This is a genomic window from Enterobacter sp. K16B, from assembly GCF_020216105.1.
GTDB lineage: Bacteria > Pseudomonadota > Gammaproteobacteria > Enterobacterales > Enterobacteriaceae > Enterobacter > Enterobacter sichuanensis.
In genome coordinates, this window is record NZ_JAIWJZ010000003.1 from 1 (window position 1) to 13686 (window position 13686).

A 13686-nucleotide genomic window follows, 5' to 3' on the forward strand; every position below is an offset into this window, starting at 1 on the left:
GCCGCCCGGCGTTTTTTGATAGCTTTCGTAACCGTCCGCCACGTACAGGCTCAGGGTGTGATGGTTACTTTTCACCGTTATCGTATCGTGCTTGTTGTACCACGCGGCCAGCTGAATACCGGAATTCAGCGAGACGGTTCCCCGCAGGACTGCATTCTGTTGGCTGAGCGTTTCAAAGGTATCGTAAGCGTGAGACATAACCGTTAGCGCGTGATGGACAGGGATCTCAGTCTAAGAAGAGTTGTCGCCCGTTGCCAGTCCCCGGGAAAGAAAAAAGCGCAAGATTTTGCAAGTCTCCCGCAAGCCGGTGAAAGCCCGGTGCGGGATGCCGCGCCATACTGCGGGCTTCGGTGGTTTAAGAAGAGAAGAATATGAACGCATTATTATACGGACTGGTGGTGATTATCTGGGGAACCACCTGGATTGCGATTTTCCTGCAGCAGGGGCCGGTGGCGGCGCCGGTGTCGATTTTCTGGCGCTTCGCGGTCGCCAGCCTCACGATGATGGTGGTGTTACTCGCCCTGCGCCGTCTGCGCACGCTGGCGCTACGGGATCACCTGTTTTGCCTGCTGCAGGGATGCTGTGTTTTCTGCTTTAACTTCTGGTGTTTTTACACGGCAGCGGCACATATCAACACCGGGCTGGAGTCGGTGATCTTCTCCATGGCCGTGCTCTATAACGCCATTAACAGCTTTATTTTCTTCGGGCAGCGCCCACCGGCGCGTTTCTGGACGGCTGCGGCACTGGGTCTGGTCGGGATCATCACCCTCTTCTGGGACGATCTGCTGGCCAGCGGCTGGAGTGCGTCACTGCTGACGGGCATTGGGCTTTCCGCACTCGGTACCTACGGCTTTTCGCTGGGCAATATGATCAGCATGCGCCATCAGCGCAGAGGCCTCGAAACCATGACCACCAACGCCTGGGCGATGCTCTATGGCACGCTGGTGATGGGCTGCATTGCGCTGTTCAGAGGTGATAGCTTCGTGCCTGAGTGGACGCTGAGCTATATGGGCGCGCTGGTCTATCTGGCCCTGTTTGGCTCGGTGATTGCGTTTGGCGCGTACTTCACGCTGGTGGGACGTATCGGCCCGGGCAAAGCGGCCTACAGCACGCTGCTTTTTCCGCTGGTGGCGCTCTCCATCTCCACGGTGTATGAAGGCTACGTCTGGCATATCAACGGCATTGTTGGATTAGTGCTGATTCTGGGAGGGAATATGGTGATGTTTACGAAACCGGAAACCTGGTTCAGACGCTTGCGGACGGCGTAAATAAAAACGGCCTGCATCACGCAGGCCGTTTTAGATTATTTCGCGGTTTTTTTCACATCAAACATGGTGGCGTCCGTTGCCATGTCATCAACAACCTGCTTCAGCGTCGCGAAGGTCATTGGTGTATTTTCGTTATTCAGCTCTTTACCTTCGCCTTTACGTACCACCTTCATGACCGGTTTATTGGTCGCCGCATCAATCAGCTCACCTTCAAAGTAGAGATGGGTATCCATGGTGCGATGTCCGGTTGCCATCTGCGTACCGGCAACCACCAGCGCAACAGGCACCACTTCATAGAACTGCAGTCCCTCTTTCTGCGAACTTACCCCGGTAATGGCACCGCGGAAAATCAGGCTGTGTTTACCCGGCGTAGTCACAATCGGCTTACGTGTACCAATAGCGGTTTTCATTTTGTTATTGGTGTAATTCAACAGCTCATCAAGCGTTTTTTGCCCGATTTGAGTGGTGGGTTTTGGCGTTGGATAATAGGTAATTGGCGTCCAGATAATACTGTCGTAGTTAGCTTCGTTATAAGCAGGATCTACCCAACGCAGGGTAGGCTTACCTGTCGCCGACGTCGTTTGCTGCAAGCCCGAGTAATCTTTTAAAAAGCCAGAATATTGCTCAGGTGCGGCGACTTTTGAAGAACATCCCGCCAACGCCAACAGACCAGTAAGCACTGCAACTTTATAAAAAGAGTGAGTACGCATGATGATTTTCCATGTTATATGCAAGTATGCACTTGAAGTTATAGCAAAAGTCTGGCGGGTTTGTTGTGACAAAAAATGATGCGGGTAGCACAAATTGCAAAAAGACTGCCCGGACGCGTGCCGGGCAGTGAAAATTTACTGATTTATATCCACTTGCCAGAACAGATGTTTGCCAAACGGGTCTATTTCATAGCCCTTCACTTCCTTGCGTACCGGCTCGAAAATCGTTGAATGCGCAATCATCACCGCAGGCATCTGGTCATGCATCATCTGCTGCGCCTCTTTATAGAGCGCCACCCGTTTATCATGATCGGTTATCGATTTGGCCTCAGCGATGATCTTATCAAACGGCTTGTAGCACCATTTCGCCGAATTTGAGCCGCCATTCGCCGAGGTGCAGGTAAACAGCGGGCCGAAGAAATTGTCCGGATCGCCGGTGGCCGTCGTCCAGCCCATCAGTGCGGCCTGATGCTCTCCCCCCTTCACGCGTTTAAGGTATTCGCCCCATTCGTAGGTGACAATTTTGGTCTGCACACCAACCTTCGCCCAGTCAGCCTGAATCATCTCCGCCATGCGTTTCGCATTCGGGTTATAGGGCCTCTGGACCGGCATCGCCCATAAGTCGATGCTGACGCCGTTGGCAAAACCGGCCTCTTTCAGCAGCGCTTTCGCCTTCTCCGGATCGTAGTCGTAATCCTTCAGCTCGCTGTCGGCACTCCAGACGCCCGGCGGCAGCAGATTCTTCGCCGCCGTGCCGGTGCCGTGGAACACCGCGTCAATAATGGCCGGTTTGTTGATGGCCATCGCCAGCGCCTGGCGGACTTTCACGTTATCCAGCGGCGGCTTTTGGGTATTGAACGCCAGGAAGCCGGTATTCAGCCCCGCCTTGCTCATCAGGCTGATATCTTTGTTCGCCTTCATACGCGGCAGGTCTGCCGGGTTCGGGAACGGCATCACCTGGCATTCGTTCTTCTCGATTTTGGCAAAACGCACGGAGGCATCCGGGGTGATGGTAAACACCAGCCGATCCAGCTTCGATTTCCCCTGCCAGTAGTCCGGGAAGGCGGTAAACAAAATGCGAGAATCTTTCTGATACTGCGCCAGCTTAAACGGACCGGTGCCGATCGGCTCCATGTCCACCTTTTCAGGCGTCCCCGCTTTCAGCATCGCGTCGGCATATTCCGCCGACAAAACAGAGGCAAAATACCATGCCAGATCGGCAACAAACGGCGCTTCCGGGTGCGCCAGCGTAAACCGTACGGTGTGGTCATCAACTTTATCAATGGCGGTAATCAGGCTGCCAAACTCCAGGCTTTCGAAGTTGGAGTAGCTGCCGTTTGAGACGTTGTGATAGGGATGGTTGACGTCTTTCTGCCGCATAAACGAGAAAATCACGTCATCGGCGTTAAAGTCGCGGGTCGGCGTGAAGGATTTATTGCTCTGGAACTTGACGCCTTTACGCAGATAGAAGGTGTAAACCTTGCCGTCGTCGCTCACCTCCCAGCGCTCCGCCAGGCTCGGCACCAGCTCCGTGGTGCCGGGTTTGAAATCGACCAGCCGGTTATAGACCGGCACGGCGCTGGCGTCGACGCTGGTTCCCGAGGTGTATAACTGAGGATTAAAGTTTTCCGGCGATCCTTCGGAGCAATACACCAGCGTTTTCGCGGCGACAGCGGAGCTGACCGTCAGCGCCGCGAGTGCCAGCGTGAAAGTTGTAAGTTTGCTTGTCATCGTATATTCCTGTCTTTTTAATTCGACGGCTAATTAATTCTTTTGCCATTTCATAAATAACATTAAAGTGATGTGGCAAACACCCGAAAAATAAATAAGGAACAAATCACTATGGGCTCGCCACTTTCCAGACAATTAACGCACCGCTTTTTTCGCTATCTCGCCATCACCAGCCAGAGCGATCCCAGAGTAAAAACCCTGCCCTCGACCCCGGGCCAGCACGACATGGCGCGGGAACTGGCGCAGGAGCTGACACAGCTTGGTTTAGACGACATTGTGATTGACGAATTCGCCACGGTGACAGCGGTCAAAAAAGGCAACGTCCCCGGTGCGCCGCGCATCGGCTTTATAACCCATATTGATACTGTCGATGTGGGATTATCACCGGATATTCATCCACAAATATTAACGTTTACCGGTGAAGACCTCTGTCTGAATAAAGAGAAAGGGATCTGGCTGCGGGTAAAAGAGCACCCCGAAATTCTCGCCTACCCGAATGAAGAGATTATTTTCAGCGACGGAACCAGCGTACTGGGCGCCGATAATAAAGCGGCGGTTACGGTCGTGATGACGGTGCTGGAAAACTTGACGGCAGAACATCAGCATGGGGATATTGTCGTGGCGTTCGTGCCTGACGAAGAGATCGGTCTGAACGGTGCCAAGGCGCTGGATCTGAAACGCTTCGATGTCGACTTCGCCTGGACCATCGACTGCTGCGAGCTGGGCGAAATCGTTTACGAGAATTTCAATGCGGCCGCCGCCGAGATCCGTTTTACCGGTGTGACGGCGCACCCGATGTCCGCGAAAGGCGTGCTGGTCAATCCCCTGCTGATGGCGACTGACTACATCAGCCATTTTGACCGCCAGCAAACGCCAGAGTGTACCGAAGGCCGCGAAGGCTATATCTGGTTTAACGGCCTCCAGGCCGGGCAGAACGAGGCCGTACTGAAGGCCAATATCCGGGATTTCGATAAAGAGAACTTTGCTGCCCGCAAACAGCAGATTGCCGACGTCGCCGCGCGGATTGCCGCCCACTATCCGACGGCTAAAGTGGACTATCGCATTGAAGATACCTACAGCAATATCAGCAATGCGATTGGCGAAGACAGGCGCGCTATCGATCTGATGTTTGAGGCGATGGAATCGCTCGGCATCACGCCAAAACCGACGCCAATGCGCGGCGGTACGGACGGGGCGGCGCTCTCGGCAAAAGGCTTACTCACGCCGAACTTCTTTACCGGCGCGCATAACTTCCACTCGAAGTTTGAATTCCTGCCGCTGTCGTCGTTCGAGGCCTCTTACCATACCGCCCTGCAGCTGTGTCTGCTGGCCGCCCGTTAAGCGGGCTTGCGGGCCAGCAGAGTGGCAAAGCGCAGTTTAATGCGGTTCCCGTTTTCATCGGTGCGGTGCAGTTCGCCGGGATCTTCGTTGTATTTAATCAGCTCCCAGCCTTCGTAATAGTTGCTCAGCTCACCGCTTTTGAATGCAAACGGGAAACCGACCGTGCAGGGATAATCTGCCGTATCCATGGCGGCGACAATCAGGTTGTAACCGCCCGGCGTGGTGCAGCGCTGCATGTTGGCGATAAGACCCGGGATGGTGTCTGGCTGTAGGAACATCAGCACCACGGTGGAGAGAATAAAATCGTACTCGCCAGCAAAGCTCAGGCTGTTGAGATCCTTGATCGCCGTTTGCAGACCCTCAATACCTTCCGCCGCTTTGATGCGCTCGATGTTATCAATGCTCATCGGGTTCTTGTCCCACGCGGTCACCTCGTAGCCGTTGGCGGCGAGATACAGGCTGTTGCGACCATTGCCGCAGCCGAGATCGAGGGTTTTACCAGGCTTCACGATTTTCGCGCTGTACAGCACCTCTGAGTGCGTGCGGGTGAGTCCATATTTTTCTGTGAAGTAATTCTCATCGACGGTCATTGTTTTTCCTGCGTCTCTTTAAAATGCATTTTGAATGCCATTTTATGGCGTTTGCCGCAGGGTTGCCAGCCCTTCGAAAACCGAAAACTTTGCTACGTTTACTTATGACGCTTATCAGAGACACGAACATGAATAAATATCGCCTCAGCGACGAAACCCGCCTCTGGCAATGGAAAAACGGCGAGACTACCCACTCAACGACGCTGCGACAGATTATCGCCACGGCGGATTTTAACGACGTAAAAGCCGGTACCCGAGGCGGCTGGATAGACGATGAACGCGCCCTCGCGCAGGACGGTCACTGCTGGATCTACGATGAAAACAGCGTAGTGTTCGCCGGGGCAACCGTGGCCGGCAACGCGCGCCTCACCCTGCCGTGCACCGTGAGCCATGATGCGCATATCGGGGACAACTGCTGGCTGGATGGCGCGGAGGTAAGCCACGGGGCGCGAATAAGTGACAACGTCACCATTCAGCAATCCTGCGTGCGGGGTGAATGCCATATTTACGGCGAGGCTCGCGTGCTGCATCACAGCGTGGTCATTGCGGCCAAAGGACTGACGCCGGACCACGAACAGATCCTGCGAATTTACGATAAGGCGACGGTGAGCCAGTCGCGCATTGTCCACCAGGCGCAAATCTACGGTGAGGCGATGGTCAGCTTTGCGTTTGTTGAGCACCGCGCCGAAATATTCGACAACGCCATCCTCGACGGTAACGATCTGAATAACGTCTGGGTGTGCGATTGCGCAAAAGTCTATGGTAACGCCCGGGTGATTGCCGGTCTTGACGACGATGCCATCCCGACGCTGCGCTATAGCTCCCAGGTAGCAGAAAATGCAGTAGTGGAAGGCAACTGCGTCATCAAACATCACGTGCTGATTGGCGGTCAGGCATGGCTGCGCGGAGGGCCGATCATGCTGGACGATAAGGTGGTGATTCAGGGCCGCGCGCGGATCAGCGGTGACGTGCTGATTGAGCATCGGGTTGAAATCACCGACGATGCGGTAGTTGAAGCCTTTGCTGGCGAGAGCATTCACCTGCGCGGCGAAAAAGTGATTAACGGCGCGCAGCGCATTACCCGCACCCCGCTGCTGGGGGCGCTATAGGGCGTAAATCTTGCCGTAGATATTCACATCATCAAAGGCGCCCTTCAGGTATTCCGCTTCCCGCAGACACCCTTCCAGCGTAAAGCCGTTGCGCAGGGCAACGTTGTTGCTGTTCTGATTCGCGACCCGACACTTAATCACAAAACGACGGATCTCACCGCGCTCAGCGTAGTAGCGCATAAATGCCTGCAGTGACTGAGAGAGAATACCCTGCCCCTGATGGTCTTCATCCAGCCAGTAGCCGATGTACCCGGCTTTGTTGGTCGGTTCAATGGTGTTAAACGACAGCACGCCGACCAGCGTATCATCGCTGAAGATCAAAAACATTTTGGCGTAGCCGCGCTGGTGCAGCATCTGGTTACTTTGCACGTTGCGGCGGGTATCCTCTTCGCTGACCGCATGATGCGCCCAGTCAAACGCGCTTTGCAGCCAGGTTCTGTTTTTGACGACGAGGTTATAAAGCTCAGTGGCATAGCGCGCTTCGACGGCGCGAAGTTCGATGTGTTGCGAAACGGTGATGATTTCTGCAGACATGGTGCCTCTCAATTGCCGGGTGGCGCTCACGCTTACCCGGCCTACAGTATCGAAACACAGGCCGGGTAAGGCGAAGCCGCCACCCGGCACAAGGGTTAACGCATCACCCTATCATCAACGTACTGACGTTTGTCCGGCGCTGGCGGGAAATACTGATACAGCCAGGTTTCACTGATGGCGTCGCCCTGGCAGCGCAGGAACAGGCGCATATCCACCGGCTCTGTCGAATCCGACGTCGGGTACCAGTCAAACAGAATACGGTATCCGTCAAACGGCTCAACGTAGAGGATCTCCACCTGCTTTGCTTCTCCGCTGGAGAGCGTAATCACCGGCTCGATACCTTTTGGCGCGGCGGCCTTCAGGTCACCGCCGACGAAGTCGATGGCAAAGCGACGGGCCCACACTTTCGGGTAATTTTCGCCCGGCGCCCAGCCTTCCGGGAAGCCGCCCATACCGGTACGGGTCGCGTAGACGTTGGCCAGCGGGGAACGCACCGGCGGCATGGCGCTCCAGTAGAGGCGATATTTAAAGTCCAGCTCATCGCCCGCTTTGACGGCTTTTTCCGGCTGCCAGAAGCAGACCACGTTATCCAGCGTTTCACCCGTGGTCGGGATCTCCATCAGGCCCACCGCGCCTTTCCCCCAGTCGTTGCGCGGTTCCACCCACAGGCTCGGGCGTTTGTTGTACCAGCCCATCACGTCCTGATAGTGCGAGAAATCGCGATCGAGCTGCAGCAGACCGAACCCTTTCGGGTTTTTATCCATATAGGCATTGAACTGCAGTTTTTGCGGGTTGTTCAGCGGACGGCAGATCCACTCCCCATTGCCGCGCCACATCGCCAGGCGATCCGAGTCATGAATTTGCGGGTGAATGGTGTCACACATGCGGCGTTCGTTATTGCCGCAGCTGAACATGCTGGTCATCGGCGCGATGCCGAGCTGCTTAATGTCCTTACGGGCATAGAGGTGGTTTTCCACCTCCATGATCACCTGGCTCTTCTCGCAGTGGATCACGAACTTATAGGCCCCGGTGATGCTCGGGCTGTCGAGCAGCGTATACACGGTAAAGGTGGTGTCGCCCGGCTTCACGGTTTCAAACCAGAAGGAAGTAAAGTCCGGGAACTCTTCCGGGGTGTCGGTAAAGGTATCGACCGCCAGGCCGCGCGCAGACAGGCCGTACTGGTAGGTGTCATCCACCGCGCGGAAGTAGCTCGCCCCCAGGAAAGAGACGATATCGCGACGCGCCAGCTCAGGTGCCTTAAAGGCGCGGAAGCCGGCAAAACCGAGATCGCTTTGCCCTTCCAGCTGTTTGGTATCCACGCCCGTTTCACCGTAGCTAAACAACTCCGGGCGGAAGTGGATCTCGCGCGCCATTGACGTGGACTGATCCAGCGAGAACATTCGCACGCGGCGGCGGAAGCCCATCCCCATATGGAAGAACTGTACGTCCAGCTGACGCCCGTCAATATTGTTCCACAGCGACTGTTTTTCATCGTAGCGGATGGCGTTGTACGCCTGCGGCGTCATGGTGGCCAGCGTGTCTGGCAGCGGACGAGGCGCGCCACCCCATGGGGTTTTCGCCAGGTCATGCGCCATGGATTGCAGGACGGAAAAATCAAAACGACGGCTCTGACCGTCAGCAATGTCAGAGTCAGCAGCGTATGCCGCTCTGGAAAACAGGGAAGCAAGGCCAGATGTGCCGCTCAGGGCTGCCACTGCCAGCGAGCCTTTTAAAAAACGTCTGCGATTCATGCCTGGAAAAACGTCCTTATGGTCGTGTGAATGTGTTTCGCGCATGGCGAAATGACGGCAAGAAAGAACGCACAGCCTAAACAAAAATGGTTAAGAATCCAATTGTTGGCCGGTGATAATCTGAACAAAGTGAGAAATATTTTCTGTCGACCAGAACGGCCCGAAAGTGGTGTAAAGAAAGCCTGGAAAATGTGTATAAAAATGCCCCGTCAGGACATCATCTGACGGGGCGAATGAGGTGGTTATTTTACGCTGACATCGATACCCGGGAAGTACTTATCAGCGAGTCTGGCGATCGTGCCGTCGGCACGTACTTTATCAATCGCGGCATCAAGCTGCTTTTTGGTGGCCTCGTCACCTTTACGCAGCCCAAAGCCGATCCCGCTGCCGAGGATGGTGTCGTCAGACACCGGTTTGCCGATAAAGCCAAACCCTTTACCCTGCGGCTTGCTGAGGAAACCTGCCTGCCCGGCCGCGGACATCACCAGCGAGGCGTCGATACGGCCATTCAGCAGATCGCCCCATGCCATATTCTGATCTTTATAAGACACCACGGTGACACCCTGCTTTTCCCAGTGCTCTTTGGCATAGGTTTCCTGGATGGATCCCTGCAGCACGCCGATGGTTTTGCCCTTCAGCCCTTCTGGCGTCGCCTCAACTGCCGTCCCGGCCTTGCCGACGAGCTGTGACGGGATACGGTAAATCGGCTGGGTGAAATCAATGCTCTTGCGGCGCTGTTCGGTGATATTCATCGCCGAGTTGATGGCGTCAAATTTCTTCGCCACCAGCCCCGGGATCAGCGCATCAAAAGAGGTTTCAACCCAGCTGCACTTCAGCGCAGCCGCTTTGCAAATCGCATTCCCCAGCTCAACGTCAAACCCTTCCAGCTCGCCCGCCGCATTACGGCTCTCAAACGGCGGATATTCCGCTTCCAGACCGTAACGCAGCTCGGTGGCCGCGAAGGAGGAAAACGTACACAGCAATCCCATGCCGACAACTAACGCGCGTAATTTCATCTCATACTCCTTAGCGTGGTTTGACCCGACACAGGGCCTGGGCACCTGCCCGTAACGTTGCCTCATCTTTCGCAAAAGAGAGACGAATCAATTTATTATCCGTACCGTCCGCATAAAACGCCGACAGTGGAATGGTTGCAACGCCGTACTCAACGATCAGCCGTTTCACCAGCTCGCTGTCGCGCTCGTCGCTGAACCCGCTATAGTCCGCCAGCATGAAGAATGAACCGGCGCTCGGCAGCAGCGTAAACGGCGAATCGGCCAGCAGGCTGTGCAACAGGTCGCGCTTACGCTGGTAAAACGCCGACAGCGACAGCCAGGTTTGCGGATCGAGCATATGTTCAGCAAATGCGTGCTGCATTGGCGTATCGGCAGAAAACATTAAAAATTGATGCACTTTACAAATCTCATCCATCAGCACCGCCGGAGCAACACAGTAACCCACGCGCCACCCGGTGACGTGATAGGTTTTTCCGAAAGATGAGATAATGACGCTGCGCTCCGCCAGTTGCGGATGCGTGGCCATCCCGTGGTGCGGCTCACCGTCAAACACGACGTGTTCGTACACTTCATCAGACAAAATAATGATGTCGGTATTGCGCGTCAGCGCCGCCAGCTGATTCAGATCGCTGGCTGAGAAGACCTGACCGCTCGGGTTATGCGGCGTATTGATGATGATCATCCGCGTGCGGGGGGTAATCGCGGCGCGAACTTCGTCCCAGTTGACGGCAAAATCCGGCACCGTGAGCCTGATGGCGATCGGGGTGGCCCCCTGCAGACGAACAATTGGCGCATAGCTGTCAAAGGAAGGCTCGAAGTAGATCACCTCATCGCCCGGATGCACCAGCCCGCTTATCGCCGAGTAGAGCCCTTCGCTGGCGCTGGCGGTCACCAGCACCTCGCGGCCCGGGTCATACTGCGTGCCGTAGAGGGTGGCAATTTTATCGGCAATGCGCTCCTTGAGCGGCTGCAGACCGGTCATCGCCGCGTACTGGTTATGCCCTGCCTCCATTGCGCGAGTGACGCCCGCAACAAGCTTCGGGTCGCAGGAGAAATTCGGTGCGCCCTGAGAAAGGTTAATGGCGTTATGCTGCGCCGAGAGCTGGCCGATAACGGTGAAAATGGTGGTTCCCACATCTGGCAGTTTGGAGCGCGTCTGTACCGGCGTTCGTAAAGTCATCCTGTTACCCTTCTCATGGTCTTTGCATAACTATTCAAACAACAAGTTGATTGTCGGGACAATCGAATTGTTGTCATAATAGCCATGAGAAAAATGCATAGCTGAGGTGTTTCCATGTCGCGCCGTTCGCTCCCGCTCAATGCCATTGACGCATTTTTAGTCACCGCGCGTCATCTGAATCTTACGCACGCCGCTGCGGAACTTTGCCTGACGCAGGGGGCCGTCAGCCGCAAGATTGCCTCCCTTGAGACGTGGTTTGGTTTTCCGCTGTTTGAACGCCACGCGCGCGGCTTGCGCCTCTCCCCGCAGGGCAGCGCCCTGCTTCCGGAGCTGCAGTCCACCTTTGAACAGCTGCTGGCCGTGGCGGACCAGGCCCGGAGCCAGCAAACCGTGATCCGGCTCAAAGCCCCGACCTGCGCGATGCGCTGGCTGGTGCCGCGCCTGCTGGAGGTGGAGCGCGAACAGCCGGATCTGCAAATCGCTCTCACCACCACTACCGATCATAACGTCAATTTCAAAACTGAATCCTATGACGCGGCCATCGTGTTCGGCACGCACATGAGCGCAGGCGATCTGCTGTTCGAAGAGGCGCTCACCCCGGTGATAAGCCCGGTGCGCGCGGGTGCAGCATTGGGTGCGTTGACGTTCCTGCACCCGACACGGGATAAGACCGACTGGTCGTTGTGGCTCACAAAACAGGAAGGGCCCGGCTTTGTCATGCACAAAAATCAACACTTCGACACCATGGATCTGGCGATCACCGCCGCCATTCAGGGGCTGGGGGTTGCCATTGCTGACGAAACGCTGGTGGCCGAAGATGTCCGCGCCGGAAGGCTAATGCGGCCCTATGAGACAAGCATTAAAACCGGCGCCAGCTACCGGCTGGTGCTGCGCGAAACGCCTGACGCGGAAAATGGTCTGGCGGCGTTTCGCGCGTGTCTGCTTAATCGAGACTGACGTGGTGCTTCATCACCCGTTTGAAGAGGCTCATGCGGGCGCGCATAAAGCGGTTTTCAAGCCTGAAACCTGCATGTTTATTCAAACCAATGCGTAACAAAACGTCCCGCCCTTTGCGGCAGGCGGGCCAGTGCGTCGGTCCTGGCAGGATCTCGCGAAGCCCAGCTTCTCGCGCAAAGCTTACCCAGTAGTCGGCCACCTGGGCGGCAAACTGCAGATCCCGTTCATTGACATACTGACGTGAAGGTTCCACCTGGCCGAGGGTGTCGAAGACGTAAGGCACTTCGTTGCCGTGCCAGGCGCCGTTGACATAGGTGGCATGTTCCGCTTCGGCGACATAGTCAAACCAGTAGCGCCAGCACAACCCTCCCACACGCTGCTGAGCCTGCATTACCACATACCCCATCGTGGTAAACGCCATGTCGCGGCATACCTGCCTGCCCAGCTCTTCATCCCCTTTCACGCCGGGATAGAGCAGCTTAATCAGCCCCAGCCCAAACCGCCGCTCCCGGCGAAGCTTCTGGATTTGCCCCGCGAGATCGATGCCAAACACCGCCATCACGCTGGCCTCGTCGCTGTTAGAGCCAATCATCACCGGCACAGGGTGCTGACGGGCTGCGAAAAAAACGTCCAGCATCGCTTCCGGCAGCACGCAATCCCCGACGATGGGCGCCGGCGCGACGTTCAGCGGCGCGGTTAACGGCCAGAGCGACTCGGGTGGAATGGCGCGCAGCTCCTCGGCCGTTGCGTTCTTGAGACCAAAATGGGCGGCCAGAGCTTCTCCTTTCTGCAGCGCCTGTTCACGCGGCGTGTCCGGCAAGGTGTAGCCACTTTGCACTATCGCCTTATGGAACAGCCCCTTTGCCAGGGGTGATGCCAGCAGCGACAGCACGCTGCGCGCGCCAGCAGATTCACCAAACAGGGTTACGTTAGCCGGATCGCCGCCAAACGCGGCGATATTGTCCCGTACCCATTCGAGGGCGGCGATCTGATCCAGCAGGGCAAAATTATGCACCACGCGATCTTCTTCCCCTTCCAGCGCCGGATGGGCGAAAAAGCCGAGATGGCCGAGTCGGTAATTGAGGGTCACAACCACCACGCCGCGTCCTGCCAGCGAGGTGCCGTTGTACGGTGGCAAGCCACCTGCGCCAATCGTAAACCCGCCGCCGTGCAGCCAGACCATCACCGGGAGCGGCGTTGCGCGGTCAACCGGAGACCAGACGTTAAGATAGAGACAATCTTCAGAAAACTGGCCCGGATCGCCGCCGCCCAGCGTCTGGCAATACTCGCTGCTTTGCCAGCATGAAGGCGAAAAAGCCGTGGCCTCGCGAAGGCCTTCCCAGCGTGCAGGCGGCTGCGGTGAACGCCAGCGTCCGTTGCCTACCGGCGGCGCGGCGTAAGGGATCCCGTACCAGGCATGCACGTCATTATCAGTAAAACCAGCCAGTGCGCCGTAGCGCGTTTCAACCACAGGGGCGGAAGGAGTTTGCATAACGACC

At 56.3% G+C, this 13686-nt stretch carries 12 protein-coding genes and 1 pseudogene; 4 read left to right on the top strand and 9 right to left on the bottom strand.

From position 1 onward, the window contains the following. A pseudogene (locus tag LDK53_RS00580) lies at positions 1–198 on the bottom strand (AraC family transcriptional regulator); the annotation flags it as partial. Between the two features lie 173 nt (positions 199–371). On the opposite strand from LDK53_RS00580, the gene LDK53_RS00585 reads away from it, so the two are divergent. After that, complete coding sequence (locus LDK53_RS00585) at positions 372–1268, top strand: DMT family transporter (protein WP_045284367.1); 897 nt, start codon at positions 372–374, stop codon at positions 1266–1268. 35 nt (positions 1269–1303) lie between these two features. Here the strand turns inward: LDK53_RS00585 and LDK53_RS00590 are convergent, their stop codons facing one another. Continuing rightward, complete coding sequence (locus LDK53_RS00590; protein ID WP_225283190.1) at positions 1304–1978, bottom strand: DUF3313 domain-containing protein; 675 nt, start codon at positions 1976–1978, stop codon at positions 1304–1306. A gap of 135 nt (positions 1979–2113) precedes the next feature. Then, positions 2114–3709, bottom strand: a complete 1596-nt coding sequence (locus LDK53_RS00595; RefSeq protein WP_208283409.1) for an ABC transporter substrate-binding protein — start codon at positions 3707–3709, stop codon at positions 2114–2116. A gap of 111 nt (positions 3710–3820) precedes the next feature. On the opposite strand from LDK53_RS00595, the gene pepT reads away from it, so the two are divergent. After that, positions 3821–5050 carry a peptidase T gene (pepT, locus tag LDK53_RS00600; RefSeq protein WP_025756397.1) on the top strand — a complete coding sequence of 410 codons (1230 nt, stop codon included), beginning with the start codon at positions 3821–3823 and terminating at the stop codon, positions 5048–5050. Here pepT and tehB read toward each other — a convergent pair. Beyond that, the gene (tehB, locus tag LDK53_RS00605; protein ID WP_225283200.1) at positions 5047–5640 is read right to left on the bottom strand and encodes a tellurite resistance methyltransferase TehB; all 594 of its coding nucleotides are present in this window, start codon (positions 5638–5640) and stop codon (positions 5047–5049) included. The two genes, pepT and tehB, sit on opposite strands and share 4 nt — an antisense overlap. A 128-nt stretch (positions 5641–5768) precedes the next feature. On the opposite strand from tehB, the gene ydcK reads away from it, so the two are divergent. Then, positions 5769–6749 carry a YdcK family protein gene (ydcK, locus tag LDK53_RS00610; protein ID WP_047958561.1) on the top strand — a complete coding sequence of 327 codons (981 nt, stop codon included), beginning with the start codon at positions 5769–5771 and terminating at the stop codon, positions 6747–6749. Here ydcK and rimL read toward each other — a convergent pair. The 4 genes from rimL to LDK53_RS00630 all read right to left on the bottom strand — a co-directional run bounded on the left by rimL (position 6744) and on the right by LDK53_RS00630 (position 11230). Beyond that, positions 6744–7283: a 50S ribosomal protein L7/L12-serine acetyltransferase gene (gene rimL, locus LDK53_RS00615; RefSeq protein ID WP_225283202.1), complete on the bottom strand. Its 540-nt coding sequence runs from the start codon at positions 7281–7283 to the stop codon at positions 6744–6746. The genes ydcK and rimL overlap by 6 nt on opposite strands. Before the next feature lie 95 nt (positions 7284–7378). After that, positions 7379–9034, bottom strand: coding sequence for a glucan biosynthesis protein D (locus LDK53_RS00620; RefSeq protein WP_126800689.1), 1656 nt, complete (start codon positions 9032–9034; stop codon positions 7379–7381). Between the two features lie 242 nt (positions 9035–9276). Next, positions 9277–10050: a transporter substrate-binding domain-containing protein gene (locus LDK53_RS00625; RefSeq protein ID WP_225283204.1), complete on the bottom strand. Its 774-nt coding sequence runs from the start codon at positions 10048–10050 to the stop codon at positions 9277–9279. Positions 10051–10060: 10 nt separating this feature from the next. Beyond that, positions 10061–11230: a pyridoxal phosphate-dependent aminotransferase gene (locus tag LDK53_RS00630; protein WP_222697707.1), complete on the bottom strand. Its 1170-nt coding sequence runs from the start codon at positions 11228–11230 to the stop codon at positions 10061–10063. A 114-nt stretch (positions 11231–11344) separates the two neighbouring features. Between LDK53_RS00630 and LDK53_RS00635 the strand changes: the two genes are divergently transcribed. Continuing rightward, positions 11345–12187 (top strand): LysR family transcriptional regulator, encoded by an 843-nt coding sequence (locus LDK53_RS00635; RefSeq protein WP_225283206.1) that lies wholly within the window; start codon positions 11345–11347, stop codon positions 12185–12187. Here LDK53_RS00635 and LDK53_RS00640 read toward each other — a convergent pair. Further along, entirely contained in the window at positions 12174–13679 is a 1506-nt protein-coding gene (locus tag LDK53_RS00640; RefSeq protein WP_225283208.1) for a carboxylesterase/lipase family protein, read from the bottom strand. The genes LDK53_RS00635 and LDK53_RS00640 overlap by 14 nt on opposite strands. Positions 13680–13686 lie beyond the last annotated feature (7 nt).

Coding starts and splice junctions, on each gene's coding strand:
- LDK53_RS00625 (WP_225283204.1), bottom strand. CDS start 10,050: ATGAAATTACGCGCGTTAGTTGTCGGCATGGGATTGCTGTGTACGTTT.
- LDK53_RS00640 (WP_225283208.1), bottom strand. CDS start 13,679: ATGCAAACTCCTTCCGCCCCTGTGGTTGAAACGCGCTACGGCGCACTG.
- tehB (WP_225283200.1), bottom strand. CDS start 5,640: ATGACCGTCGATGAGAATTACTTCACAGAAAAATATGGACTCACCCGC.
- LDK53_RS00595 (WP_208283409.1), bottom strand. CDS start 3,709: ATGACAAGCAAACTTACAACTTTCACGCTGGCACTCGCGGCGCTGACG.
- ydcK (WP_047958561.1), top strand. CDS start 5,769: ATGAATAAATATCGCCTCAGCGACGAAACCCGCCTCTGGCAATGGAAA.
- LDK53_RS00590 (WP_225283190.1), bottom strand. CDS start 1,978: ATGCGTACTCACTCTTTTTATAAAGTTGCAGTGCTTACTGGTCTGTTG.
- LDK53_RS00585 (WP_045284367.1), top strand. CDS start 372: ATGAACGCATTATTATACGGACTGGTGGTGATTATCTGGGGAACCACC.
- rimL (WP_225283202.1), bottom strand. CDS start 7,283: ATGTCTGCAGAAATCATCACCGTTTCGCAACACATCGAACTTCGCGCC.
- LDK53_RS00630 (WP_222697707.1), bottom strand. CDS start 11,230: ATGACTTTACGAACGCCGGTACAGACGCGCTCCAAACTGCCAGATGTG.
- pepT (WP_025756397.1), top strand. CDS start 3,821: ATGGGCTCGCCACTTTCCAGACAATTAACGCACCGCTTTTTTCGCTAT.
- LDK53_RS00620 (WP_126800689.1), bottom strand. CDS start 9,034: ATGAATCGCAGACGTTTTTTAAAAGGCTCGCTGGCAGTGGCAGCCCTG.
- LDK53_RS00635 (WP_225283206.1), top strand. CDS start 11,345: ATGTCGCGCCGTTCGCTCCCGCTCAATGCCATTGACGCATTTTTAGTC.